This window comes from Azotobacter salinestris (genome assembly GCF_009363155.1).
Lineage (GTDB): Bacteria > Pseudomonadota > Gammaproteobacteria > Pseudomonadales > Pseudomonadaceae > Azotobacter > Azotobacter salinestris.
In genome coordinates this window covers 2,597,989-2,622,721 of sequence record NZ_CP045302.1, presented here as the reverse complement: position 1 = coordinate 2,622,721, position 24,733 = coordinate 2,597,989, and the positions used below count along the sequence as shown (strand labels likewise).

The window sequence follows — 24,733 nt, the reverse complement described above, 5'->3', positions numbered from 1 at the left end:
CAATAATGGCGACCACAGCTTGCGCACCAACCGCCGTTGCATTTTCTACGGGCAGTGTGAAATATTAATCCGGCAATACGAAAGCACAAATAAGGCTCATACCAGTATCGGCATATATCCTTGATTTTCAAGGAGAAACCAAAATACAGAAAGTGCCCTATTGTATTGCCGGATTAATAGAAGGTAGATGCAATAAACACTGTATATATTATTGCAGTAGCGTTTATCCAAAAGAATGTTGTTTTATTCGTATCAATCAGTGCGATTGTGAAGTATGCAACAGGATATGTAATGAGAAACATAAATGCAGATAGACCATAAAACTGTGGGTAGATAGCCACACTAGTAAAAGAGCAAGCAAAAAGGAGATGCGCACATACAGCCACGCCTAGCAGAGTACCTCCGATGACAACCCCTAGAGCAATGGCTGCCTCACACACTGGCAATGCAAAATAGAACACTCTTTTGGGTCTGTTGATATTAAAATTGCACTCGATTTTTCCAAATCTTGTTACAGCTGCCAGTGCAATCAAGCCGAACAAAGCTAGCCAGCCAAACGTGTAAATAGAAATCGGTCCTTCGAGAGTCGCCACCATTTCATTAGGCAGTTCGGAATCTAGGCCATAGAAGGCTCCTATAGCCAAAGTGGTTAGAAGCCCATACACAAAGAATATAATAAATCCGTTAAACGCAGCACTAATGCCCACACTTTTTATTATTTCCATATACCCTCGTTTGATTAAACAGCCATAACGTTCCGCTTGAGCCGCGGCTTGCCCTGGAGCGCAGCGGAAGGGTAAGCCGTCGGACTCGAAGCGGTTGTTAGCGGATGTTGGCTGCAAGCAACTCATCAAAGCTCTCCGCTAGTTCGTGAATTCCACCGAAGTTGTGGTCTTCGATCAATATCTTGCCGCCGTTGCTAAGCACGATTGGGTTCCCCGCACCATCCCAACCAATGACGAACCCCGCTACATTCCACTTCTCTTCTTTGAATTTCTCTTGGCTCTGCTGCAACTCTTCCACTCCATCGTACCAATCCGGACCGATGGGGCCGCCACCGCTCGCAAGTAACCAACTGCGGTAGCTGCCATTTGAAACTCCGTGGCGCGTCAAGATCGCGTCCGCTACCTCGGCATCAACTGGCCCGCGGATTACGGATTCGTAGGCTTCTAGATACCGCGTCAGTATGTCCATGCCTCTTTCCGCTAACGTAGAGCTCAGCGGCGGCCCGTCAGGGACGTCCGCTGGAGCGAATGGTTGGGCGGCGGCTCACTAAGACACCCAGCTGACATCCATGATGACCATGTAGGTGAAGCCTTTTTCATCCGGTGTTCGGTAAGCTCCTTTAGCGCCTAGCAGATAGCCAGCGATTGATGTCATCTCCCACCCGTCAATCTCGTCTGCAGGCCAGTAATCCGTTGCTAGTTGTTTGATTTCCTTCTGCTCACCGTGCTCTTTGACACGAGACATCAGGCACGTTACCTGATGCAGCAGAGAGTCATTAGCCCACGACCAAAGCCACGTATTCGATCTTGTCGATATTGACCCAACAAATTGAATCGACGCGCGAACTCTAGGGCCGGTTTCATCTGAAAACACGAGACTGGCGGATTCTTGTTCCCAGTCATATCTCGGCCAAGCATCCAACTGATATTCGGAGCGCAGACGATCCTGGCATTCCGTTATGTACTGGTGAGCCTCGGTAACAAGAGACCGGTAAGCTTCCGTTACTTCCAATTCAACACCTCTCTAGACACGCCGCCCAACTACTATTCGACACCAAATGGTGTGAACAAACACACCATTTGGTGCATAACATTCCCTTGCCGCTGCTAGCAGCTCCCTTGTAGCCTGCGGCCTCCAGCAGGAGGCTGGTGTTCTTTCAGGGAGTTATACACCATGGACGGCAAGCCCAGGTTGTTGGATCGGCTGCGCGAACAAATCCGTATTCGTCATTATTCAATCCGTACTGAAACCGCTTGTATCAAGTGGGTGCGGGATTTTATCCGTTACCATAACTTGCGTCATCCGGCAGAAATGGGCGCTCCTGAGGTGGAGCGATTTCTGTCACATCTCGCGATGGACTTGAATATGGCGGCCTCCACGCAGAATCAGGCGCTGGCTGCCCTGTTGTTTCTCTACAGGCATGTCCTGGCCATCGATCTTCCCTGGCTGAACGACGTGGTGCGCGCCAGGCGGCCCGAGCGCTTGCCGGTCGTCCTGTCCCGCGAGGAAACGCAGCGGCTGCTGGCCTGCTTCGAGGGCGAGCTGGCTTTGGTCACGGGGTTGCTGTACGGCTCCGGTCTGCGCCTCATGGAAGCGATGCGTCTGCGGGTGAAGGACATGGATTTCGTGCGCAGCGAAATTCTGGTCCGGGACGGCAAGGGCATGAAGGACCGCGTCACCTTGCTGCCGGGCCGGTTGAGTCAGCCGCTGAAACGGCACCTCGACTGTGTGAAGGCCTTGCACGAGCGCGATCTTGCCGAGGGTTTCGGCGAGGTCTATCTGCCGTTCGCCCTGGCGCGCAAGTATCCGAACGCCGCGAAGGAATGGGGCTGGCAATACGCTTTTCCGGCTCCCGGCCGCTCGGTCGATCCTCGTTCCGGCATCAAGCGCCGTCACCATATGGACGAGAAGCGAGTGCAGCGGGCCTTCAAGAGCGCCGTGCGGGAGACGGGAATCGTCAAGCCGGCCACGCCGCACACCCTGCGTCACTGTTTCGCCACCCATCTGCTGGAAAGCGGGCAGGACATTCGGACCGTGCAGGAGCTGCTGGGTCATGCGGACGTGAAAACCACCATGATCTACACCCATGTGCTCAACCGGGGCGGTTTGGGCGTGTTGAGTCCGCTGGACCGGCCTTGAAGGCGTCGCGCTTTTTTCGTGGTGGATGAGCAGAGCGTCATCCACCCTACCCGTCCGTCTTCCTCATCCACACTTCGAATGCCCGCAATTCAGGCAACTCGTGCACCCTTCCAGTTGCACCACTGCCTGGGTATGGCACTGGCCGCAAAGCTGCGCACCGGGCGGGAAGCCTTCGCCGGGTTCCAGGGCGGCGGCGCCCTGGCTGGCTTCGTAGGCGGCGCGCTTTTCGGCCAGGTAGCGGCGCTGGGCCTCGTCCGGCGCGTGGCCGTGCAGCAGACCGATGGCGATCAGATGGCGCTCCAGCACCGCACCGATCTCGGCGACGATCGAGGGCATGTAGATGCCGCCCTTCTTCAGGTAGCCGCCGCGCGGGTCGAACACCGCCTTGAGCTCCTCGACCAGGAAGGTGCAGTCGCCGCCCTTGCGCAGCACGGCGGACATGATCCGGGTGAGGGCGACGATCCACTGGAAGTGGTCCATGTTCTTCGAGTTGATGAAAATCTCGAAGGGACGGCGCTGTTCGAAGCGGGTGCCGGCGTTGAGCAGGATGTCGTTGATGGTCACGTAGAGGGCATGCTCGAACAGCGGCGATTTGATCTTGTAGGTCACGCCGATCAGCATCTCCGGGCGTTCCAGGTGCTCGTCCAGTTGCTCGGGCGGCTTGCCGGCCTCGGTCTCGGCGGCGGGACGCAGGCGTTCGTCGACCACCTGGAAGCTCTTGATGCGCTGCGTGATCCTGACGGTCATGGGTGTTCTCCCTTTTCTCCCCGATGCGGGCTGTGGTGGAAAACGCTGCGCGGTTTTCCACGGGGTGGCCATCCACCCTACTGAGCTTGCAACCCGTTGTCGGTAAAGGCTTTTCCGTAGGGTGGGGTTAGCCGCATAGCGGCGTAACCCACCACAGATGCCGACAGGCATCCCCATTGCCGGCGTGGCGGCCGGTCGGTGGGTTACGGCCTGCGGCCTAACCCACCCTACGCAAACACGGGCATCGCCGCAGGCATTCAGTACTTGCCGTAATAGCCCTCCTTCAGCGCATCGAACAGGTTGGCGGCGGTGTTCACCTCGCCGTCGTACTCCACCAGTTCGTTGCCCTTGAGCTCGACCATGCTGCCGTCCTCCAGCTCGAAGCGGTACAGGGTGTTCGCAAGATCCGCCTCTCGGACCAGCACGCCCTGGAAGGCCGCCGGGTTGAAGCGGAAGGTGGTGCAGCCCTTGAGGCCCTGGCGCCAGGCGTAGCGGTAGATATCCTTGAACGCCTCGAAGGGGTAGTCGGTGGGCACGTTGGCGGTCTTGGAGATCGACGAGTCCACCCACTTCTGCGCCGCCGCCTGGATGTCCACGTGCTGGGTCGGGCCGATGTCGTCGGCGCTGACGAACCAGTCGGGCAGCCGGTGCGCCGGGTCGTCGCCGCCCGGCTGCGCCTGCGGATCGACCAGGGCGCGGTAGGCGAGCAGCTCGTAGCTGAACACCTCGACCTTTTCCTTGGCCTTGCGGCCGGGGCGGATCAGGTTGCGCGAGTACTGGTGGGCGAAGCTCGGCTCGATGCCGTTGGAGGCGTTGTTGGCCAGGCTCAGGCTGATGGTGCCGGTCGGCGCGATGGAGCTGTGGTGGGTGAAGCGCGCGCCCTGCTCGGCCAGCGCGGCGACCAGTTCGGGGACGAATTCGGCCAGGCGCTGCAGGTAGCGCGAGTAGCGTGCGTGCAGCACGCGGCCCGGCACCCGGTCGCCGACCTTGTAGCCGTCGGTGGCCATCTCCGGGCGCTGGCGGAGCATCTTCGCGGTGACCTCGAACTCCTGCGCCAGCAGCGGCGCCGGGCCCTTCTCCCTGGCCAGCTCCAGCGCCACCTGCCAGCCGACCAGGGCCATTTCGCGGGCCACCTCCTCGGTGAACACGCAGGCCTCGGGGCTGCCGTAGCGCAGCCGGAGCAGGGTCAGCGCCGAGCCGAGGCCGAGAAAGCCCATGCCGTGGCGGCGCTTGTCGAGAATCTCGCGGCGCTGCGCCTCCAGCGGCAGGTTGTTGATCTCCACCACGTTGTCCAAGAGGCGGGTGAAGATGCGCACCACCTGGCGGAAGCGCTCCCAGTCGAAACGCGCCCTGACGGAAAACGGCTCCTCGACGAAGGCGGTCAGGTTGACCGAGCCGAGCAGGCAGGAGCCGTAAGGGGGAAGCGGTTGTTCGCCGCAGTTGTGGGCATGCAGGCCGTTGGCGTCGAAGGCGTTGATACCCGGTATCTGCACGTCGTAGACGTCCTCGATGCCGTCGGCATGCAGTGTGGCTACCGTGGCGACGAAGCGTTCGCGGTTGGGGCTGCGCCAGTAAGCGGCCAGCGCTGCAGCGAGGCGGGCAGCCTTGTCGCTGTCGGCGAAGCCGACCAGTTCGGCGAAGCGGTGCAGCGACTCGCCGGCGATGGCCAGTTCATGCTGCGCCCGGATGGGGTAGGTCTGCCGACCGCCGCAGCCGTCCGGCAATACCGAAAGGCCTGCGGGCCGGCGCTCACGATAGATGCGCGACCTGATGCCCAGGCGCAGCAGCATGCGCTGTACGGCCTGCAGGCACGCCAGGTTCGACTGCGCCAGCCGCACGGAAACGCCTTTGGCTTGGTTGCCTTGCACCGAACCGTCGGCATCGAAGAAACCGCGCAGGAAACCGCGGCAGGCATCGCTGGATGCCTGCTCGAGCGCAGGGGTGATGCGCTTGTCGCCGGGGGCCATGCCCAGCGCGAAAGCCAGGTCGCGCAGCGCGGCGGACTTGAGGCGCCATTCGCTGCGGCCGCGTACCTCCGACCAGCCGGCGAAGTCGGCACGGTGTGGCAGCGTTCGTGCGCAGCGCAGTGCCTCGGCCATCAACGCGCGCACGCCGCAGTCATCAGGCGCGTTCACTTCTGCAGCCCGCGGCCAGGCCGAGAGGATCGCGGCATCGCCCTTGAGCGTGCCGTCGCCGACCAGCAGGCCGAGCAGGTAGCCCTGTTCGGCGCTGAGCGCGCCGGCCCACTGGGCGTTGGCACGGTGATCGTTGAGCAGCACCTGATCGCCCGGGCGCAGCCGCCCGGCGGCGCACCATTCGGTTTCCAGGCTCCAGCGGCTGAGACGCGCCACGCGCCGCACGAGGTGGTCCACGGTGAGGCGCAGGCAATAGCCTTCCTCGGTCTGCAGCGCGAGCACTTGCCGGGTGGACGTGCGGAAGAAGCCGTCGCTGCCGCTGGCATGCTCCCGCCCGTCGATGCGGGCCAGGAAAGCGCGCCCGAGCAGGTCGCGTACCTGACGCGGCCCCGCCGCGGTCTGTACCCAGGTATCGGCGGTCACGCACGGGTTGGTCGCCCGTATCTCCTCGCACCACCAGTTGTTGTTCAGCTGGTTGACCCGGTCGATGAGGATGAAGCCCGGCTCGGCGAAGTCGTAGGTGGAGGCCATCAGCATGTCCCACAGGTGGCGGGCGCGGACCTTGCCGTAGACCTTGCAGGCCACCTTGCCGTCGTCGCGCACGGGGTAGCCCTCGTGCAGCGGCCAGTCGCGCCAGAGCACCTGGTTCGGGTCGTCGAGGTCCAGCTCGGCCACCTCCCTGGGATGCACCGGGAACACCAGCAGCCACTCGGCATCGTTCTCCACCGCCTGCATGAATTCGTCGGTGATCAGGAGGCTCAGGTTGAACTGGCGCAGGCGGCCGTTCTCGCGCTTGGCGCGGATGAACTCGCGCACGTCCGGGTGGGCCACGTCGAAGGTGGCCATCTGTGCGCCGCGCCGCCCGCCCGCGGAGCTGACCGTGAAGCACATCTTGTCGAAGATATCCATGAATGACAGCGGCCCGCTGGTGCGCGCGCCGGCACCGGAGACGAAGGCGTTGCACGGGCGCAGGGTGGAGAATTCGTAGCCGATGCCACTGCCCGCCTTCAGCGTTAGCCCGGCCTCCTGGACCTTGGCGAGGATGTCGTCCATCGAGTCGTGGATGGTCCCGGAGACGGTGCAGTTGATCGTCGAGGTGGCCGGCCGCCAGGTCTGGGCGCCGGCGTTGGCGACGATCCGTCCGGCGGGGATGGCGCCGTTGCGCAGGGCCCAGAGGAATTGCCAGTACCAGTGCTCGCGAAGGTCTTCGCGCTCGATGTCGGCGAGGGCGCGGGCGACCCGCTGCCAGGTGGCGTCGATGTCGGCGTCGACCGGCGTGCCGTCGGGTCCGACCAGCCGGTACTTCTGCGCCCAGATGTCCTCGGAGGCGGCCTGCAGGGGGATGCCACCCAGGTCCTGCGACAGGGGTTCGCCGTGCTTCGCCATGCTCGGCCTCTCGTGCGGGCGGGGGTTTCCTTATTTTTTCGCCTTTTCCATATCCTTGAGCTGGGGCGGCTCGGCTTTCTTCAGCTCCTGCTCTTGCTCTCCGGAGAGCGGCTCCCGGGTCACCCAGACGCCCACCTCGAGCCGCCCCGCGCCCAGCGGCCCGACGAACGAGCCGGCCACCGGCGGCACCGATTCGGGCAGGTGCGCCACGGCCACGGCGATGTAGTTGGTGCCGACCACCTCCCCGTGGGTGGGATCGAAGCCCTTCCAGCCGGCGCCCGGCAGGTAGACCTCGGCCCAGGCATGGGTCGAGCCGCCCTGCAGTCCGCCCGGCTCGACATGCAGGTAGCCGCTGACGAAGCGGGCCGGCAGGCCGAGCAACCGGGCCGCCTCCATGAACAGGTTGGCGAAGTCGCGGCAGGAGCCCGTGCCGAGCGTGAGTGTTTCCCCGGCGCCCTGCACCCCGGGCTCCTCGCGCATCTGGTAGGTCAGCGTCTTGGGGATGTGCTCGTTGATCCGCTGCAGCAGGGCGTAGGTCTGGATCGGTTCGCCCGGCTGCCAGAGCTGACCGAGCCACTCGCTGAGCTGGTCGTTGCCGGTGTGCTCGGCGGAGTTCATGTAGGGCGAGAGCACCAGCCGGTCCTCAGGCTTGTAGACGAAAGGGTAGTTCACCGCATAGTCGGCCACCATGAAGTCCAGCGGCGACTCGTTGTACTGCTGGATGAGGATCTCGCTCTCGATGGTCAGCTTGTCGGTGGGCTCCCTGAAGGTGACGATGGCCACCGAGTTGTCCTGCACGTCGCGGTACCAGTTTAGGCTGTCCGGCGTGGGCGTGATGTCCAGTTTCGAGGATTCGATGCGCAGTTCATGTCCCTCGCGCGGGCGCAGCAGCAGGGAGTGCGGCCCCAGCTCGACGGGCGCGGTAAAGCCGTAATGGGTGCGGTGAACGATCTTGTAGCGCTGCATGTCCCCCCTCCTTGGCCGCCACCGGCGGCGGCCTGTCGTTTCTGGTGGGACTGCCGGCGGGCATGGCGGTTCCGGTGTCCTGACTGGCGCTCCGGGGACGACCTGCGGTGGGGGGAAGGCCTACAGGGACTCCAGGCAGCCGGCCAGTCCCTCGCCGAGACGTTCGAGCAGCTGCTCGTAGCCCTGCGGCCCGACCGGCACGCCGCTGCCCAGCGGATCGAGCTCGGCCAGACGCACCGGCAGGCCGGCGCTCAGGGTCCGCGCCAGGCGCGGCTGCAGCGGCGGCTCGCTGAACACGCAGGTCGGCCCGGCCTCCTGCAGGCGCTGGCGCATGCGGGCGACCTGGCGGGCGCCGGGCTGGACGTCCGGGGAGACGCTGAACACCCCGGCGTGGTCGAGGCCGTAGGCGGCCTCGAAGTAGTCGTAGGCCTCGTGGAAGACGAAGTAGGGCTTGCCGGCGAGCCTTTCCAGACGCGCTCTCAGGCGCCCGTCGAGTGCATCCAGGCGCGCCTGGAAGGTGGCCAGGTTGGCCTGGTAGCGGGCGGCGTTGTCCGGGTCGGCGGCGGCCAGGTCGGCGGCCATCCGCTCGGCGATCAGCCGGGCGTTGGCCGGCAGCAGCCAGAGGTGGGCATCCAGGGTGCCGGGGCGGTGGGCATGGTCGTGCTCGTCTCCGTGCGCCTCGGGATCGCTGGCGAAGTGGCGCAGCTGCAGGCCGGGCAGTTCCTGCACGGCCAGGCTCGGCCCCTGACGTCCTGCCAGCACCTTGGGCAGGAAGCCCTCCAGATCCGGGCCGATCCAGTAGAACAGGGCCGCCTCGCGCAGTGCGCGCACGTCGGAGGGGCGCAGCGCATAGTGGTGCGGCGAGGCGCCGGGCGGCAGCAGCGCCGCCGGGCTGCCGGCGCCGTCCTGCACGGCGGCGGCGATCAGCTGCAGGGGTTTGACGCTGGTCAGCAGGCGCACTTCGGCCGCTGCCGAGGCCATGCAGCCGGCGAACAGCAGGGCGACGAGTGGACGGAACATGGCGAGCAATCCCCCGAGTCTAAAATGTAATAGAATAACGTCCCCATAATCGGACGTCGCCCATGACCACTCCGCCCCTGGCCTGTCAGCCCCACGACCACCGTCACTGCATCGAACAGGCCCTGGCCGAGGCCGAAACGCTCTGCTCCCGGCACGGCCTGCGCCTGACCGCCCTGCGCCGGCGCGTGCTGGAGCTGGTCTGGCAGAGCCACAGGCCGCTCGGCGCCTACGACATCCTCGCCGTGCTGAGCGAGCAGGACGGCCGCCGCGCGGCACCGCCGACCGTCTACCGGGCACTGGACTTCCTCCTCGAGCACGGCCTGGTGCACCGCATCGCCTCGCTCAACGCCTTCGTCGGCTGCAACCATCCGGGTCACGCCCATCAGGGCCAGTTCTTCATCTGCCGGCAGTGCCATGCGGCCATCGAGCTGGAGCGCTCGACGATCAGCGACAGCATCCTCGACAGCGCCAGGGGCCTGGGTTTCCGGGTCGAGGGTCAGACCGTGGAGGTGGTCGGCCTCTGCGCCCGCTGCCAGGGCGCGCCATGAGCGACAGCCTGATCCGTCTCGACGGCGTGCGCGTGGCCTTCGCCGGCCGGGAGATGCTGCGTGACGTGCACCTGTGCGTGCAGCCCGGCGAGATCGTCACCCTCATCGGTCCCAACGGCGCCGGCAAGACCACCCTGGTGCGCGTCGTGCTCGGCCTGCTGACCCCCGATGCCGGCACGGTCTGGCGCCGCCCGCAGCTGCGCATCGGCTACATGCCGCAGAAACTGCAGGTCAATCCCAGCCTGCCGCTGACGGTGCTGCGCTTCCTGCGCCTGGTGCCCGGCGTCGACCGCACCGCTGCCGCCGCCGCGCTGGCCGAGGTCGGCGCCACCCAGGTCATCGACAGCCCGCTGCAGAACATCTCCGGCGGCGAGCTGCAGCGCGTGCTGCTGGCCCGCGCGCTGCTGCGCAAGCCCGAGCTGCTGGTGCTCGACGAGCCGGTGCAGGGCGTCGACGTGGCCGGCCAGGCCGAGCTGTACCGGCTGATCACCCGGCTGCGCGAGCGCCACGGCTGCGGCGTGCTGATGGTCTCCCACGACCTCAACGTGGTGATGAGCACCACCGACCAGGTGGTCTGCCTGAACCATCACATCTGCTGCTCCGGACGGCCCGAACAGGTCAGCGGCGACCCGGCCTTCGTCGCGCTGTTCGGCCAGGCGGCGCGCAGCCTGGCGCTCTACCAGCACCATCACGACCACGCCCACGACCTGCACGGCGGCGTGGTGCTGAAACCCCACGTACACGGCCCCGATTGCAACCATGGCTGATTTCCTGCTCAACGCCCTGCTCGCCGGGCTCGCCCTGGCGCTGGTCGCCGGGCCGCTGGGCTCCTTCGTGGTCTGGCGGCGCATGGCCTACTTCGGCGACACCCTGTCCCATGCCGCGCTGCTCGGCGTGGCCGTCGGCCTGCTGCTCGACGTCAGTCCGACCCTGGCGGTGATCGCCGGCTGCCTGCTGCTCGCCGTGCTGCTGGTGGCCCTGCAGCAGCGCCAGGCGCTGGCCTCGGACACCCTGCTCGGTATCCTCGCGCCGAGCACTCTGTCGCTCGGCCTGGTGGTGCTGAGCTTCATGGACGACGTGCGCATCGACCTGATGAGCTACCTGTTCGGCGATCTGCTGGCGGTCGGCCCGGCCGATCTGGCGTGGATTCTCGGCGGCAGCGCGCTGGTCCTGCTGCTGCTGGTGCCGCTGTGGCGGCCGCTTCTGGCGATCACCGTGCACGAGGAGCTGGCGCGGGTGGAAGGCTTGCCGGTGGCCGGCATCCGCCTGGCGCTGATGCTGCTGATCGCCCTGGTGATCGCGGTGGCGATGAAGATCGTCGGCGTGCTGCTGATCACCTCGCTGCTGATCATCCCGGCCGCGAGCGCCCAGCGGCATGCGCGCACCCCCGAGCAGATGGCCGCCGGCGCCAGTGTCCTGGGGGTGGTCGCGGTCTGCGCCGGGCTCTCGCTGTCGTGGTTTCAGGACACCCCGGCCGGGCCGTCCATCGTGGTTTCGGCGGCCTCGCTGTTCCTCGCCAGCCTGCTCCTGCCGCGGCGCGCCGGTTGAACTCGGTCGCCGTTCCGGGGTCTGCTTCCTGATGGACCGGCGGCAGGTGTAGAGTGGTAGGAGATAATGGCTAGAGAATCCTGTCATGCCCGCGCCGCTCCTTCGCTACCTTTCCCCGCTGTTGCTGCCGCTGTTGCTCGCCGCCTGCCAGCATCGGGCGACGGAGCCCGCCGACACCGCCCCGCCGCCGTCACCGCCGAGTCTCAGCCAGGAGCTCGAGCAGCAGCTGCAGGAAGGCGACCTGCCCGCCGCCACCGCCAGCTTCAAGCGCCTGCAGATCGAGCAGCCCGGCCCCGCGCTGGAGACCTACCAGCGCCGCCTGTCCGAAGCCTGGCTGAAGCGCGGCGAACAGGCCCTGGAGCGCGGCGACATGAGCGCCGCGGCCACCGCCCTGGGCAACGCCCGCGCGCTGATGCCCAGAGCCCCGTCGCTGAACCTGCCGCGCCAGAACGGCTCCACTGCCAAGCCCTGAGGCAGGCTCTGCCGTAGCCGCTCCTCCGCAGCCGATCCCGCAGGAGCCCGGCGGCTCCTGCAGCGACGACAAATCCTCTCCCTTTCTTGGGGCACCAGCCTCCTTCCCCTGGACGCTCGCGCATTGCCGGCCCGCGGCTACCGCCCTGTGGCGACTGCCGCATCGGCCCTGCCGATGCGCCGGGCCGATTCGCTGCGTCCGGCCGGCTCGCCGCCGCGGTCGTGCGCCTGGAGGTAGTCGATCAGCGCCTGGCGATCCCTGAGGTGGGTATCCAGTCGCTCTGCGCCGCGGGTCAGCACCTCGAAATGATCACCGCCGCCGGCCAGGAAGGAATTGACCGTGATCCGGTAGGACTCCTGATCGCGAACCGGCCTGCCGTCGATCCGCAGGCTGCCCGGCAGCACGCGCTGGCCGGGAGGCCGGGAGGCGTCCCAGCGGTAGCTCAGCGAGGCGGATACCTGCAGCGGGCGGAACGCGCCGTCGTGCCACTGCTGCTCGAGCAGCTCGCGCAATTGGGCGCCGCTCAGGGACAGCACGACCAGATGGTTGTCGAACGGCTGTGCCGTGACCAGCTGGCCGAAACTGACCTGGCTCTGGCCCGGCTCCAGCGCCAGCTCGCCACGGATGCCGCCCAGGTTGGTCAGTGCCGCCCGGGCGCCCAGGTGCCGGGTAGCGGCCAGCTGCGCATCGGCGACGAGGTCGCCCATGGGCGATTCGCCGGCGGCATCGGGCCGGCGGGGAACACGCTTGGCGCCCAGGCGCGCCATCGGCCGCTCGAGGGTTTCCCGGCCGCGCTGCTCGATCGCCTGCTTCAGCGCCGTCACCTCGGCGCTGCCGGGGTAGCGCTGCGGATCGACCACGAGATTGCGCGCCTCCACCCCCAGCACCCGGCGGCTGACCGGGTCGATGCGCAGGGTCAGGTGGGTGAGCAGGCGGCCGTAGGACGCCGCCTGGGTCACCGGCAGGCTGCCGACCCGGCAGAGATAGCCCTCGTGGGTATGGGCGCTGATCAGCAGTCCGATCCGGGAATCGAGTCGCCGGGCCACCCCGACGATGTCGCCGCTCAGGTTGTTGCAGTCCGGCCGGTCGAAGGCCGCGGCCGTGCGGCCGCCGCTGTGCACCACGGCAATGATGGCATCGACGCCATGCCGCTCGAGCGCGGGAATCTGCGCGTTGATCGCCTCGGCCTCGTCCAGGGTGTGCAGCCCTTGCATGCTGCTGCGGGGAACCAGATAGGGCAAATCCGCGGTCACCGCACCGACGAAGGCGATCTTCAGTCCGCGCACCTCCTCGATGTGGTAGGGGGCGAACAGCGGCTGGCCGCTGGCGCTGTCGATCAGGTTGGCGGCGATGTAGGGAAAGCGCGTGCCACGGTGCCTGCCGTCGAAGCGGCAGGCCTTGTCCGGCCGCGGCGAGGCGCAGCCACCGTGGATCTGCCGCAGCAGCTCCTGCCTGCCGTTGTCCAGCTCGTGGTTGCCGACCGCGGAGACATCCAGGCCCATGAGATTCAGCGCCTCCAGGGTCGGCTCGTCGGCCCACAGGCCGGAGAGCGGCGGACTGCCGCCGATCAGGTCGCCAGCGGCGACGAACAGCAGCTCCGGGTCCTGCCGGCGCAGCTCGGCCAGCACGCCGCTCAGGGCATCGATGCCGCCAGCCGCGAGGGTGATCTCGCCGCCGGCCGGAAGCCGGTAGCTGAAGGGGCCGCTGCGGACATGGCCGTGCAGGTCGTTGATCACCGCCAGATTGACTTCGAGCGGCGCCGGGGCGGGCGAGGCGCCCAGGCTGCAGCCGCCCAGCGCCAGCGCGAGCGGCAGGCCCACGGAGCGGGCGAGGGAGTGGAGGATCGGCATGCCCTGGATTCGCGGACGGTGACGGTTCATGGGGGCGGGACACTCCGCCGGGGGGCGGCGCAGATGCCTCCCCTATGGAATCGGCCCGCCCCGCAGGCTGGCACGGCAATGTTACTGCAGTATGCCTGAGCTTCTGCCGCTCAGGGCACCAGCACCGCCGCTCCCTGGAAGCGCCCGTGGCGCAGGTCGTCCAGCGCCCGGTTGGCATCCTCCAGGGCATAGCGGTGGGTTTCCGTGCGGATGCCGGCCTGCGCGGCGACGGCGAAGAAGTCGAGGCCGTCCTGGCGGGTCAGATTGGCCACCGACACCACCTCGCGTTCCTCCCAGAGGATGTCGTAGGGAAAGCTCGGGATGTCGCTCATGTGGATGCCGGCGCAGACCACCCGGCCACCCTTGCGCAGCGCGCGCAGGGCCGCCGGCACCAGCTCGCCGGCCGGCGCGTAGAGGATCGCCGCATCCAGCGGCTCCGGCGGCAGTTGGTCGGAGGGACCGGCCCAGACCGCGCCGAGCGAGCGGGCGAAGTCCTGGGCGGCGACATCGCCGGGTCGGCTGAAGGCGTACACGTCGCGGCCCTGCCAGCGCGCCACCTGCATGACGATGTGCGCCGCGGCGCCGAAGCCGTAGAGACCGAGGCGCCGGGCCGGGCCTGCCTTGACCAGCGAACGCCAGCCGATCAGCCCGGCGCAGAGCAGCGGCGCCAGGGCCACGTCGTCGCCGTCCTCGCCCAGGGCGAAGACGAAACGGGCGTCGGCCACCACGCACTCGGCGTAGCCGCCGGGGCGGGTGTAGCCGGTGAACTGCGGCGCGTCGCAGAGGTTCTCCGCCGCGTGCCGGCAGTACCAGCACTGCCCGCAGGTGTGCCCCAGCCAGGGAATGCCGACCCGCTGGCCGGGCACGAAGCCCTCGACGCCCGGACCAATGGCGTCCACCCGGCCGACGATCTCGTGGCCGGGGATGACCGGCGGGGCCACCGCCGGCAGCTCGCCGTCGACCACGTGCAGGTCGGTGCGGCATACCCCGCAGGCGCTGACCCGCACCCGCAGCTCGCCCGGTCCCGGCTGCGGGTCGGGCAGCTCGCGCAGCACCAGGGGGTGGCCGAGCGCTTCGAGCACCATGGCGCGCATCGCGTTTCTCCTCTCGTCGAAGGTGGAAAACCCCGGCCAGCGGTATGCCTCTACAGGAACGACAAGCCTTCGCCGCTCACCAACCGTCTCAGGGCTGCTCGACCAGCTGCGGCAGGCGCTCGGCCAGCCTGGCGACGTCCAGCGGAGCGCGGATGAAACCGCGCTGGGTGCCGTCCGGGCCGAGCAGGGCGAGGTTGCCGCTGTGGTCCACGGTGTAGTTTTCCCGGCTGGGGTCGCCGGGGATGAAGGGGATGCCGAGGGTATTGGCCAACTGCTGGATGCTGTCCAGCTCGCCGGTCAGGCCGCGGTAGTCCGGATCGAAGAAGGCCAGGTACTGCTTGAGCTGCGCCGGGGTGTCGCGCCCCGGATCGACGCTGACCATCACCACCTGCAGGCGCTCGCGGATCGCCGGCGGCAGCCGGCCTTCGAGCTGGCGCAGCTGGGCGAGGGTGGTCGGACAGATGTCCGGACAGAAGGTGTAGCCGAAGAACACCAGGCTCCACTTGCCGGTGAGCGATTGCAGCGCGACCGCCTGGCCGTCCTGGTCGGTCAGGGTGACGGGCGGCAGGCCGCGGGCCTGCGGCAGCAGGACGATGCCCGCTTCCAGAAGCTGTGCCGGGTCGGTCTGGCGCGAGCCGTTCAGGACCTTGGAAAAGGTCAGGCCGAGCACGACGGCGATCAGGGCGACGAGGATGAGAACGGTCTTCTGGATGCGGGTCATGGATTGTCCTGCGTATGTCAGAGTGGCAGCGGCAGATAGTGATCCACCAGCAGGGCGATGAACAGCAGGAACAGGTACTTGATGCTGAACTTGAAGGTGCCGATCGCCGCATGGGGCTTGCTGTCGCGATACAGCGCCCAGGCCCAGTGCAGGAAGCGTCCGCCGAGGAGCAGGGCGCCGGCCAGATAGAGCGGGCCGCTCATGTGGATGGCGTAGGGCAGCAGGGTCACTGCCAGCAGCGCCAGGGTGTAGAGCAGGATGTGCAGCTTGGTGTAGGCCTCGCCGTGGGTCACCGGCAGCATGGGGATCTCGGCCTTGGCGTATTCGGCCTTGCGGTGGATGGCCAGCGCCCAGAAGTGCGGCGGGGTCCAGGTGAAGACGATCAGCACCAGCAGCAGCGGCTCGGCGGACAGCTGGCCGCTCACCGCGACCCAGCCGAGCAGCGGCGGGGCGGCGCCGGCCAGGCCGCCGATGACGATGTTCTGCGGCGTGGCGCGCTTGAGAAAGCCGGTGTAGATCACCGCGTAGCCGAGCAGCGAGGCCAGGGTCAGCCAGGCCGCCAGCGGATTGGTGAAGGTCAGCAGCAGGGCCATGCCGGTCAGCGCCAGCAGCAGCGCGAAGCCCAGCGCGGCGCGCGGCGCGACGCGGCCCTCGGCCAGCGGCCGGCGGCGGGTGCGCGCCATGAGCGCGTCGATGCGCCGGTCCACCACGTGGTTGACCGCCGCCGCCGCCCCGGCGCAGAGGCCGATGCCGAGGTTGCCGAAGACCAGCACCGTCCAGGGCACGCCGGCGCGGGAGGCGAGGAACATGCCGACCAGCGAGGTGATCAGCATCAGCACCACCACCTTGGGCTTGGTCAGCTCCAGATAGTCGCGCCAGGTGGCCCGCTGGCTGCGGGTGGCGAGTAGGGTGGCCATGGTCGTTTCTCCTTGTCGTCGTTCTTGTCCTGCGATGGATCGCTCCTACGCTCCCGCGTGGGAACGCAACCCGGGACACTCCGCGCTCCTCACCCCAGGTCTGCAGACGCGGAGCGTCCTGTCCGGGGCTCCCACGCAGGAGCGCGGGCGCCATCGAAATCACGCACCGGCTGCACGCGCAGCCGGTAGTTGACCAGCACCAGGCTCAGCAGCAGCAGGGCGGCGCCGCCGTTGTGGGCGACCGCCAGCGGCAGCGGCAGCTGCCAGAGCACGTTGCCGATGCCCAGCCCGGCCTGAAGCAGAAGTGCGGCGAGCAGCAGGGCGGCGAACCGGCCGAGGCCGTGGCGCCACAGCCGCCAGGCCAGCGCCATGAGCGTCAGGGCGACGGCCAGGGCGCCGAGGCGGTGGCTCAGGTGGATGGCGGTGCGCGCCGGGCCGTCGAGCATGCCGCCCAGGTAGTTGGGGCCGATTTCCTGGGTCAGGTGGAAGGCGTTGGCGAAATCCATGCCTTCCGGCCACCACTGGCCGTGGCAGGTCGGCAGGTCGAGGCAGGCCACCGCCGCGTAGTTGCTGCTGACCCAGCCGCCCAGGGCGATCTGCCCGACGCTCAGCGCCAGGGCGCCGCCGGCCAGGGCGCGCAGCCCCGGCACCGGGGAGGGCAGGGCAGGGACGGCGCCGGACAGGCGCAGGCCGAGCAGAAACAGCAGGGCGAGGGTGGTCATGCCGCCGAGCAGGTGGGCGACCACCACCTGCGGCCAGAGCTTGAGGGTCACGGTCCACATGCCGAACAGCGCCTGGGCGACGACCACCCCGAGCAGCGCCAGCGGCAGGGCGCGCGGCTGCCCGGCGTCGGTCCGGCGGCGCAGCGCCTGCAGCGCCAGGGCGAGGATGACCAGCCCCAGGGTGCCGGCGAAGTAGCGGTGGATCATCTCGTTCCAGCCCTTCTGTGCCTCCACCGGCGCATCGGGGAAGTGCCGTTCGGCATGGGCCAGCTGCGCCTCGCTGGTCGGCACCGCGAGGAAGCCGTAGCAGCCCGGCCAGTCCGGGCAGCCGAGCCCGGCGTGGGTCAGGCGGGTGTAGGCTCCCAGCAGCACCACCGCGAAGGCCAGCAGGGTGGCGAACAGGGCCAGGCGGAAGCCCGGCTTGCGAGGTGTCGGCATGGCGATCTCCCTTTCATCGTCGATCCGTTCGGCGCCGTTTGCGCAGGCTCAGCCGATCTTCGACAGCTTGAGCAGCAGGCGCAGATCTTCCAGCACGCCCTTGCCGTCGGCCTCGGCGCCGTAGCGCAGCACCAGGTTGCCGAGCGGGTCGACGATCCACAGCTGCGCCCCGGACAGTCCCGGCGCCGCATGCTCGTAGAGCGCGGGTTCCAGGCGGTAATGACCGAGCTGCGGGTATTCCCGTTCCAGCCGCCGCGTCTCCTCGACGGTCAGCGGCTGGCCCACGGCCAGGGCATGGGCGCCGCGCTCGGCCTCACGGCCGAGGCCGATATGGATCTGCCGGGCCAGATAGACCAGGCGCCGGCAGTCGGCGGCGCATTCCTCCGGGGCGGTGACCAGCAGCTGCCAGCGCGACTCGGCGCCCCCGGTCGGCGCGATGCCCAGCTCGGCGCGGCTCTGGCCGGTGCCGATCAGCGTGCCGTGGTAGGTGCGGCCTTCCGGCACCCAGAAGCGCCACTGGTACATGGCGCCGGCCAGCAGCATGGGGCCGAGCACCACGGCGAGGAGCGCCAGCAGCTGCAGGCGGCCGCGCCGGGGCGAGAGGCGGGGTTCAGTCCGGGCGGTGAGTGAGGGCATGCGAGGTCTCCCGTGCGCGGTGGATGCCGAGGTAGATGAACAGGACGAGCAGGGCGGCGGCCAGGGCGAACCATTGCACGGCGTAGCCCAGGTGCTTCTCCGGGGCCATGGCGAGCAGCGGCCAGTCCACCGCGTAGGCGGCCGGACCGGGTTCCAGGCGCAGCTCGACGGGCAGGCCGTCGCGGCCCAGCTCGCGCCAGAGGGCGGCGGCGTCGACCCGGTTGACCAGCCGCGGCCAGGCGTCGCCGCTGGTGTGCTCGAGCAGGAAGGGATTGCCGGGCGAGCGGTAGACCCAGGCGGTCAGTGACAAAGCTTCGTCCGGCGTTGCGAAGGCCGGCATCACGCGGCGGTCGGGCCAGGGCAGCCAGCCGCGGTTGACCAGCAGCCACTGGCCGCTGTCGTCCCGGAAGGGTTGCAGCAGCTCGACGCCGGGCCGGCCGGCGCGGGTGCGGCTGTCCAGCAGCAGGCTGTGCTGCGGGTCGAAGCGGCCGTGCAGGCGTACCCGCTGCCAGGCCGGCGCACCGGCGGCGTTCAGCGCCGGCGGGGCGAGCGGTTCGGCCTGGCGGCGGGCCTCGAACTGGTCGAGCAGGGCGCGCTTGTCCTCGGCCCGCGACAGCTGCCAGAAGCCCAGGCCGATCAGCACCGGCAGCAGCAGCGCGACCAGCAAGCTCGGCGCCCAGCCGGGGCGGAAGCGGCGCCACGGCAGGCGGCCGGGCGTTCTCGACGGCGGACTATACTGCACGCATCCCCCTTAACCCCCCCGGAGCCGTCCATGCTGCTCAAGGTGGCGATTGTCCTGTCGCTGCTGGCGATGCTGGCCAGCCTGTTCAGCGGCCTGTTCTTCCTGGTCCACGACGCCGGCCGTACCCGCCGGGTGCTGCAGGCGCTGTACGTTCGGGTCTGTCTGGCCGCGCTGACCCTGGCGCTGGTCGCCTGGGGCTTCTACAGCGGCCAGCTCGTTTCCCATGTGACCTGGTAGCCGCCGTTTCGTAGTTTCGTAGGGTGGGAAACGACCGCAGGTCTTTCCCGCCGTGGGTGTTCCGTGCGGTGGAAAATCGCTGTGCGAGTTTTCCACCAAGCACCTTGGTTCTGGTGGGCAAGGCTGCGCCGTTACCCACCCTGCGCCCTGTCCCGCTTCCTGTTCACAGCACGTAGACGAAGATGAACAGGCCGATCCACACCACGTCGACGAAGTGCCAGTACCAGCTCGCCGCCTCGAAGCCGAAGTGCTCCTGGGGGGTGAAGTGGCCGCGCAGCACGCGGAACAGCATCACCGTGAGGATGATCGCGCCGATGGTCACGTGGGCGCCGTGGAAGCCGGTGAGCATGAAGAAGGTGGCGCCGTAAATGCCCGAGCCCAGGGTCAGCCCCAGCTCCTGGTAGGCGTGCACGTATTCCTCGGCCTGCAGGATCAGGAAGGTCACCCCGAGCCCGACGGTCAGCGCCAGCCAGAGCTTCAGCTTCTGGCGATTGCCGTTCTTCAGCGCGTGGTGGGCGAAGGTCACGGTGAAGCTGGAGGACACCAGCAGGATGGTGTTGACCAGCGGCAGCGACCAGGGGCTGATGGTCCCGCTCGGTGCCGGGTACTGCTTCGGATCGGGGTTCTCCAGCAGCGGCCAGGTGTACTGGAAGTCCGGCCAGAGCATGTGGCTGATGCCCTTGTCGCCCTCGCCGGCGAGCCAGGGGCCGGTCCAGTAGCGGATGTAGAAGAGGGTGCCGAAGAAGGCCAGGAAGAACATCACCTCGGAGAAGATGAACCAACTCATGCCCCAGCGGAACGAGCGGTCCATCTGCGCGCTGTAGAGCCCGGCGCGGCCTTCGCGGATCACGTTGCCGAACCAGCCGAACAGCATCCAGGCGATCAGCAGGGCGCCGACGAAGAAGATCACCGGCCCGGAGATCTCGTCGCGTCCGGCCTTGAGGTCGTTGAACCAGCTGCCGAGCCCGAAGACGGTGATCAGCAGGCCGAGGGTGGCGATGATCGGCCACTTGCTCTGGGCGGGAACGTAATAGTGCTCGTGGGGCGTCGACATGGTCGTTCTTCTCCTTAACGGGCGGCCTGGGCCGGCGGCCCCTGGCGCTCGGTGATGTCGAACAGCGTGTAGCCGAGGGTCAGGTGCCGCACGTCGTCCGGCAGGTCGCGGTCGACGACGAAGCGCACCGGCATCTCGATGCGCTCGCCCGGCATGAGGACCTGCTGGGTGAAGCAGAAGCACTCGGTCTTGTGGAACCAGGCCGCCGCCCGCGCCGGGGCGACGCTGGGGATGGCCTGGGCGGTCATCGGCCGGTCGCTGGGGTTATGGGCGACGAACAGCATCTGGTTGCTGGCGCCGGGATGCACCACCAGCTCGTCCTGCAGCGGCTGGAATTCCCAGGTCATGCCGGCGGCGTTGCTGGCGAGGAACTGCACGCGCACGGTGCGCGATTCGTCCACCGCCTGCGTGCCCTGCCAGGCGCCGGCGGTCTTGCCGTTGATGCCGAAGGCCTGGCACATCACGTCGTACAGGGGCACCAGGGCGAAGCCGAAGGCGAACATGGCCGCCACCACCAGCAGCAGGCGGCGGACCAGGCGGGCAGTCGGCAGGCCGTCGTTCATGTCACTTCACCTCCGGCGGGATGCTGAAGGTGTGGTAGGGCGCCGGGGAGGGCACCGACCACTCGAGGCCGTGGGCGCCGTCCCAGGGCTTGGCCGAGGCCGGCTCGCCGCCGCGGATGCACTTGATGACCAGGTACAGGAACAGCAGCTGGGTGGCGCCGAACAGGAAGGCGCCGATGCTGGAGAGCATGTTGAAGTCGGCGAACTGCAGGTTGTAGTCGGGGATGCGCCGCGGCATGCCGGCCAGGCCGACGAAGTGCATGGGGAAGAAGGCCAGGTTCATGCCGACGAAGGACAGCCAGAAATGCCACCTGGCCAGGGTTTCGTCGTACATGTGCCCGGTCCACTTGGGCAGCCAGTAGTAGGCCGAGGCGAAGATGCCGAAGATCGCCCCGGGCACCAGCACGTAGTGGAAGTGCGCCACCACGAAGTAGGTGTCGTGGTACTGGAAGTCGGCCGGGGCGATGGACAGCATCAGCCCGGAGAAGCCGCCGATGGTGAAGAGGATGACGAAGGCCACGGCGAACAGCATCGGCGCCTCGAAGGTCAGCGAGCCGCGCCACATGGTGCTCACCCAGTTGAACACCTTCACCCCGGTGGGCACGGCGATCAGCATGGTGGCGTACATGAAGAACAGCTCGCCGGCCACCGGCATGCCCACGGTGAACATGTGGTGGGCCCAGACGATGAAGGACAGGAAGGCGATGGCGCCGGTGGCGTAGACCATCGAGGTGTAGCCGAACAGCGGCTTGCGGCTGAAGGTCGGAATGATCGAGCTGACCGCGCCGAAGGCCGGCAGGATCATGATGTATACCTCGGGGTGGCCGAAGAACCAGAACACGTGCTGGAACAGCACCGGGTCGCCGCCGCCGGCGGCATTGAAGAAGCTGGTGCCGAAGTGGATGTCCATCAGCATCATGGTCACCACCCCGGCCAGCACCGGCATCACCGCGATGAGGAGGAAGGCGGTGATCAGCCAGGTCCAGCAGAACAGCGGCATCTTCATCAGGGTCATGCCGGGGGCGCGCAGGTTGAGCACCGTGGCGATCACGTTGATCGCGCCCATGATCGAGCTGATGCCCATCAGGTGGATGGCGAAGATGAAGAAGGTCACGCTCTCCGGCGCGAAGGTGGTGGACAGCGGCGCGTAGAAGGTCCAGCCGAAGTTCGGCCCGCCGCCCTCCATGAACAGGGTGCTGACCAGCAGGCTGAAGGCCGCCGGCAGCAGCCAGAAGCTGAAGTTGTTCATCCTCGGCAAGGCCATGTCCGGCGCGCCGATCATCAGCGGGATCATCCAGTTGGCCAGGCCGACGAAGGCCGGCATCACCGCGCCGAAGACCATGATCAGGCCGTGCATGGTGGTCATCTGGTTGAAGAATTCCGGCTGGACGATCTGCAGTCCCGGCTGGAACAGCTCGGCGCGGATGATCATGGCCATGCTGCCGCCGAGCAGGAAGGCGGTGAAGCTGAACCACAGGTACAGGGTGCCGATGTCCTTGTGGTTGGTGGTCAGCACCCAGCGCATCAGGCCCCTGGCCGGACCGTGAGGGTGTTCGTCATGGCCGGCGTGGCCCGGCTCGATCACTGCGCTCATCGTGGCCTCTCCTCTATTGGGGCTGGGACTGGGGTTGGGATTGGCCGGGCTGCATACCCTGGCCGGCCTCCTGGGCTTGCCGGAAGGTGTGAATGTCCTGCGGGGTGACGCTGTCGCCGACTGCGTTGCCCAGGGCGTTGCGCTCGTAGGTGATCACCGCGGCCAGATCGACGTCGGAGAACTGCTTGCCGAAGGCGGCCATGGCGGTGCCCGGCTTGCCGTTGACGACGATGTCGATGTGGCCTTCCTTCGGCCCGGTGGCGATCGCCGAGCCGGTGAGGGCCGGGAACGCCGGCGGCACGCCCTGGCCGCCGAGCTGGTGGCAGGCGGCGCAGGCGGTCCGGTAGACCTGCTCGCCCTGGGCGATCAGCTCCTCGCGGGTCCACTCCCGGGCGGCCTGCGCCGCGCGCTCGGCGGCGGCGGCCTTGCGGCCGGCCAGCCAGGCGCTGTAGTCGGCGGGCGCCTTGACCTCCACCACCACCGGCATGAAGCCATGATCCTTGCCGCACAGCTCGGTGCACTGGCCGCGGTAGAGGCCCGGCTCGCCGACGCGGGTCCAGGTCTCGTTGATGAAGCCGGGAATGGCGTCCTTCTTCACCGCCAGCTCCGGCACCCACCAGGAATGGATGACGTCCGCCGCGGTGACCAGAAAGCGCACCTTGGCGCCGGCCGGGATCACCAGCGGCTCGTCCACTTCCAGCAGGTAGTGGTCGTTCTTCGGCGCCTGATCGCCGATGGCCTCGCGCGCGGTGGACATGTTGCTGAAGAACTCGACGTCCTCGCCCAGGTACTTGTAGTGCCACTTCCACTGGTAGCCGGTGACCTGGATGTCCAGGTCGGGCTCGGACGGGTCGTAGATGTGCAGCAGGGTGCGGGTCGCCGGCACCGCCATGGCGATCAGGATCAGGAGCGGGATCACCGTCCACAGCACCTCGACCTTGGTGTTCTCGTGGAAGTGCGCGGGCTGTGGGTGCCGTGAGCGGCGGTGGGCGAACATCGACCAGAACATCACGCCGAACACCAGCACGCCGATGGCCACGCAGATCCAGAAGATGGTCATGTGCAGGTCGAAGACGGAACGGCTGACTTCCGTGACTCCCGGCCGCATGTTCACATCCCAGGCGGCCTGCGCCTGGGACAGGGCCGAGCACGACAGAAGACCCATCCAGAGTCGTGGATGTCGCATCATTGCGGGTTCCCCTTATCGTTCTTTTAATCCCGCTGGCGGAACCGTCGACGCAGGGTGCTGCTGCCGGGCCTTCTCCGGCTCGGACGGGTCACCGGAAACCGCCGGAGCAGTCCCTGTGAAATCGCCGTGCTCGACCATGCCGCGCGGAGCCGGACCGGAGCGCGCGCTCGTCGTCCCTGTTCGCTCCCGCCTTGCCTGGCCTTGCCCGCTGCGCTCCCACATGGCCTGCATGCCGGCCTTCCCTATTCCCGCGACCCGCTACCGCAGAACCCCGGCCTGCGCGGCGCAGTCGGGCCTTACTCCGGTAAGCGTGTTTCGAGTCGAGTATAGACAGCGGCGAGGAGGGGGATGGTTTTTGCAGCCCGGGCGGCCACTGGCCAATAGCGGCACGCGGTACGGGCGTCTAAGCTAGGCAGGTCTATCCAGTGGCCAGGGAGGCTGCCTTACCGCAGAAACCCGAGGAGTACCGCCTTTGAATATTCCAGCCTTGCGCCAGCTGATCGAGAGCGCCCGCCTGCACGAAGCCCGTCACGGCACGCTCACTCGCCAGCTGGAAAGCCGGATGCAGTACCTGCACCCCGCCATCTGCCTGCCCGAGGAGGATGCGCTGGGGGTGCTGACGAAGTTTGTCGATGGATATCTGGAGCAGGTGCCGGAACTGCTCGAGGCGGCCCACGCGGTCGCCTGCGAAGCCGGCATCGAGGCGCAGATCAAGCCGGTGCTGAAGGTGGCCGAACACTTCTTCCTCAGCCCGCCGGAGATGCTGGAGGGGCAGGAAGGCCTCGCCGGCCTGCTCGACGAGGCCTATCTGGCGCATCGGCTGGTCGAGGAGGTGAACGATCGCTACATCGCCTTCATCGGCCAGCCGCTGATCCCCCTGGATACCACGGTGGCCAACCTGATCGCCCACCGGCTGATCGGCGAGGACTTCGCCAACCGGCTGGACGAGGCCGTGGCGCTCGCGGTGAACGGCCTGCTCGGCAACACCCTGTCCGAGCAGGTGTCCCTGGACGCCTACCGCGCCCGCCTGAGCAATCCGAAGACCGTCGCCGCCTGGCTGGCCTGGCCCTGCCTGTCACGGCAGTTCGGGGTGGAGTTGCAGCTGAGCCGGCTGGGGACCATGCCGGTGGCGCTGCGCGCCGGTCGATAGGCGCAGGAGACGGCGTTTCCGGTTCCCGGAGATTGCCTGCGCGCCTTCTCAGGGGCATCGGGGCGGCGGGAAGCTGAGGGGGTTTCACCGAGCCATCCGCCCTCGCGGT

At 67.5% G+C, this 24,733-nt stretch carries 25 protein-coding genes; 7 read left to right on the top strand and 18 right to left on the bottom strand.

The genetic code is table 11. From position 1 onward, the window contains the following. Positions 1-173 precede the first annotated feature (173 nt). The 3 genes from GCU53_RS12330 to GCU53_RS26675 all read right to left on the bottom strand — a co-directional run bounded on the left by GCU53_RS12330 (position 174) and on the right by GCU53_RS26675 (position 1,737). Positions 174-851, bottom strand: coding sequence for a hypothetical protein (locus GCU53_RS12330; RefSeq protein ID WP_152387876.1), 678 nt, complete (start codon positions 849-851; stop codon positions 174-176). Next, positions 823-1,194, bottom strand: a complete 372-nt coding sequence (locus GCU53_RS12325; protein WP_152387875.1) for an SMI1/KNR4 family protein — start codon at positions 1,192-1,194, stop codon at positions 823-825. The genes GCU53_RS12330 and GCU53_RS12325 overlap by 29 nt, the downstream gene beginning before the upstream one ends. 78 nt (positions 1,195-1,272) lie before the next feature. Further along, positions 1,273-1,737 carry a DUF6882 domain-containing protein gene (locus GCU53_RS26675; protein WP_341873499.1) on the bottom strand — a complete coding sequence of 155 codons (465 nt, stop codon included), beginning with the start codon at positions 1,735-1,737 and terminating at the stop codon, positions 1,273-1,275. A gap of 162 nt (positions 1,738-1,899) precedes the next feature. On the opposite strand from GCU53_RS26675, the gene GCU53_RS12315 reads away from it, so the two are divergent. Further along, entirely contained in the window at positions 1,900-2,865 is a 966-nt protein-coding gene (locus GCU53_RS12315) for an integron integrase (protein WP_152387874.1), read from the top strand. Between the two features lie 63 nt (positions 2,866-2,928). Here the strand turns inward: GCU53_RS12315 and GCU53_RS12310 are convergent, their stop codons facing one another. From GCU53_RS12310 to GCU53_RS12295, 4 genes are all read right to left on the bottom strand, one after another. After that, complete coding sequence (locus tag GCU53_RS12310) at positions 2,929-3,612, bottom strand: TSCPD domain-containing protein (protein ID WP_152387873.1); 684 nt, start codon at positions 3,610-3,612, stop codon at positions 2,929-2,931. 257 nt (positions 3,613-3,869) lie between these two features. Next, a complete protein-coding gene (locus GCU53_RS12305; protein WP_152387872.1) occupies positions 3,870-7,133 on the bottom strand; it encodes an LAGLIDADG family homing endonuclease in 3,264 nt (1,087 codons plus the stop codon). A 30-nt stretch (positions 7,134-7,163) separates the two neighbouring features. Beyond that, positions 7,164-8,099 carry a transglutaminase family protein gene (locus GCU53_RS12300; RefSeq protein WP_152387871.1) on the bottom strand — a complete coding sequence of 312 codons (936 nt, stop codon included), beginning with the start codon at positions 8,097-8,099 and terminating at the stop codon, positions 7,164-7,166. Between the two features lie 120 nt (positions 8,100-8,219). Beyond that, positions 8,220-9,119 (bottom strand): zinc ABC transporter substrate-binding protein, encoded by a 900-nt coding sequence (locus GCU53_RS12295; protein WP_152387870.1) that lies wholly within the window; start codon positions 9,117-9,119, stop codon positions 8,220-8,222. Positions 9,120-9,181: 62 nt separating this feature from the next. On the opposite strand from GCU53_RS12295, the gene GCU53_RS12290 reads away from it, so the two are divergent. The 4 genes from GCU53_RS12290 to GCU53_RS12275 all read left to right on the top strand — a co-directional run bounded on the left by GCU53_RS12290 (position 9,182) and on the right by GCU53_RS12275 (position 11,687). Then, positions 9,182-9,667 (top strand): Fur family transcriptional regulator, encoded by a 486-nt coding sequence (locus GCU53_RS12290; protein ID WP_152387869.1) that lies wholly within the window; start codon positions 9,182-9,184, stop codon positions 9,665-9,667. Beyond that, positions 9,664-10,434 carry a zinc ABC transporter ATP-binding protein ZnuC gene (znuC, locus tag GCU53_RS12285; RefSeq protein WP_152387868.1) on the top strand — a complete coding sequence of 257 codons (771 nt, stop codon included), beginning with the start codon at positions 9,664-9,666 and terminating at the stop codon, positions 10,432-10,434. Before GCU53_RS12290 ends, znuC begins: the two co-directional genes overlap by 4 nt. Next, positions 10,427-11,215, top strand: coding sequence for a zinc ABC transporter permease subunit ZnuB (znuB, locus tag GCU53_RS12280; protein WP_152387867.1), 789 nt, complete (start codon positions 10,427-10,429; stop codon positions 11,213-11,215). Before znuC ends, znuB begins: the two co-directional genes overlap by 8 nt. A gap of 85 nt (positions 11,216-11,300) precedes the next feature. Beyond that, positions 11,301-11,687, top strand: coding sequence for a hypothetical protein (locus tag GCU53_RS12275; RefSeq protein ID WP_152387866.1), 387 nt, complete (start codon positions 11,301-11,303; stop codon positions 11,685-11,687). A 137-nt stretch (positions 11,688-11,824) separates the two neighbouring features. On the opposite strand, the gene GCU53_RS12270 is transcribed toward GCU53_RS12275, so the two are convergent. The 7 genes from GCU53_RS12270 to GCU53_RS12240 all read right to left on the bottom strand — a co-directional run bounded on the left by GCU53_RS12270 (position 11,825) and on the right by GCU53_RS12240 (position 18,837). After that, the gene (locus tag GCU53_RS12270; RefSeq protein ID WP_152389881.1) at positions 11,825-13,537 is read right to left on the bottom strand and encodes a bifunctional metallophosphatase/5'-nucleotidase; all 1,713 of its coding nucleotides are present in this window, start codon (positions 13,535-13,537) and stop codon (positions 11,825-11,827) included. A 140-nt stretch (positions 13,538-13,677) separates the two neighbouring features. Then, positions 13,678-14,661 carry a zinc-dependent alcohol dehydrogenase family protein gene (locus tag GCU53_RS12265; protein WP_152387865.1) on the bottom strand — a complete coding sequence of 328 codons (984 nt, stop codon included), beginning with the start codon at positions 14,659-14,661 and terminating at the stop codon, positions 13,678-13,680. Positions 14,662-14,749: 88 nt separating this feature from the next. After that, positions 14,750-15,382 (bottom strand): SCO family protein, encoded by a 633-nt coding sequence (locus GCU53_RS12260; RefSeq protein WP_152387864.1) that lies wholly within the window; start codon positions 15,380-15,382, stop codon positions 14,750-14,752. Between the two features lie 17 nt (positions 15,383-15,399). Next, the gene (gene cyoE, locus GCU53_RS12255) at positions 15,400-16,299 is read right to left on the bottom strand and encodes a heme o synthase (protein WP_152387863.1); all 900 of its coding nucleotides are present in this window, start codon (positions 16,297-16,299) and stop codon (positions 15,400-15,402) included. Positions 16,300-16,388: 89 nt separating this feature from the next. Further along, positions 16,389-17,459, bottom strand: coding sequence for a COX15/CtaA family protein (locus GCU53_RS12250; RefSeq protein ID WP_152387862.1), 1,071 nt, complete (start codon positions 17,457-17,459; stop codon positions 16,389-16,391). Positions 17,460-17,507: 48 nt separating this feature from the next. Next, positions 17,508-18,095, bottom strand: a complete 588-nt coding sequence (locus GCU53_RS12245) for a hypothetical protein (protein WP_152387861.1) — start codon at positions 18,093-18,095, stop codon at positions 17,508-17,510. Further along, a complete protein-coding gene (locus GCU53_RS12240; protein WP_152387860.1) occupies positions 18,070-18,837 on the bottom strand; it encodes an SURF1 family protein in 768 nt (255 codons plus the stop codon). Before GCU53_RS12240 ends, GCU53_RS12245 begins: the two co-directional genes overlap by 26 nt. Positions 18,838-18,870: 33 nt before the next feature. Here GCU53_RS12240 and GCU53_RS12235 point away from each other — a divergent pair, with 33 nt between their 5' ends. Continuing rightward, entirely contained in the window at positions 18,871-19,074 is a 204-nt protein-coding gene (locus GCU53_RS12235; protein ID WP_167520112.1) for a twin transmembrane helix small protein, read from the top strand. 163 nt (positions 19,075-19,237) lie between these two features. Here GCU53_RS12235 and GCU53_RS12230 read toward each other — a convergent pair whose 3' ends face one another. From GCU53_RS12230 to coxB, 4 genes are read right to left on the bottom strand one after another with little or no spacing between them, the layout of a single operon-like run. Then, positions 19,238-20,128, bottom strand: coding sequence for a cytochrome c oxidase subunit 3 (locus GCU53_RS12230; protein ID WP_152387858.1), 891 nt, complete (start codon positions 20,126-20,128; stop codon positions 19,238-19,240). 14 nt (positions 20,129-20,142) lie between these two features. Continuing rightward, on the bottom strand, positions 20,143-20,691 hold the full coding sequence (locus tag GCU53_RS12225; RefSeq protein WP_152387857.1) for a cytochrome c oxidase assembly protein: 549 nt from the start codon (positions 20,689-20,691) through the stop codon (positions 20,143-20,145). A gap of 1 nt (position 20,692) precedes the next feature. Then, positions 20,693-22,285, bottom strand: coding sequence for a cytochrome c oxidase subunit I (gene ctaD, locus GCU53_RS12220; protein WP_152387856.1), 1,593 nt, complete (start codon positions 22,283-22,285; stop codon positions 20,693-20,695). A 13-nt stretch (positions 22,286-22,298) separates the two neighbouring features. Further along, complete coding sequence (coxB, locus tag GCU53_RS12215; RefSeq protein ID WP_152387855.1) at positions 22,299-23,474, bottom strand: cytochrome c oxidase subunit II; 1,176 nt, start codon at positions 23,472-23,474, stop codon at positions 22,299-22,301. A gap of 472 nt (positions 23,475-23,946) precedes the next feature. Here coxB and GCU53_RS12205 point away from each other — a divergent pair, with 472 nt between their 5' ends. Next, positions 23,947-24,624: a hypothetical protein gene (locus GCU53_RS12205; protein ID WP_152387853.1), complete on the top strand. Its 678-nt coding sequence runs from the start codon at positions 23,947-23,949 to the stop codon at positions 24,622-24,624. Positions 24,625-24,733: the final 109 nt, after the last annotated feature.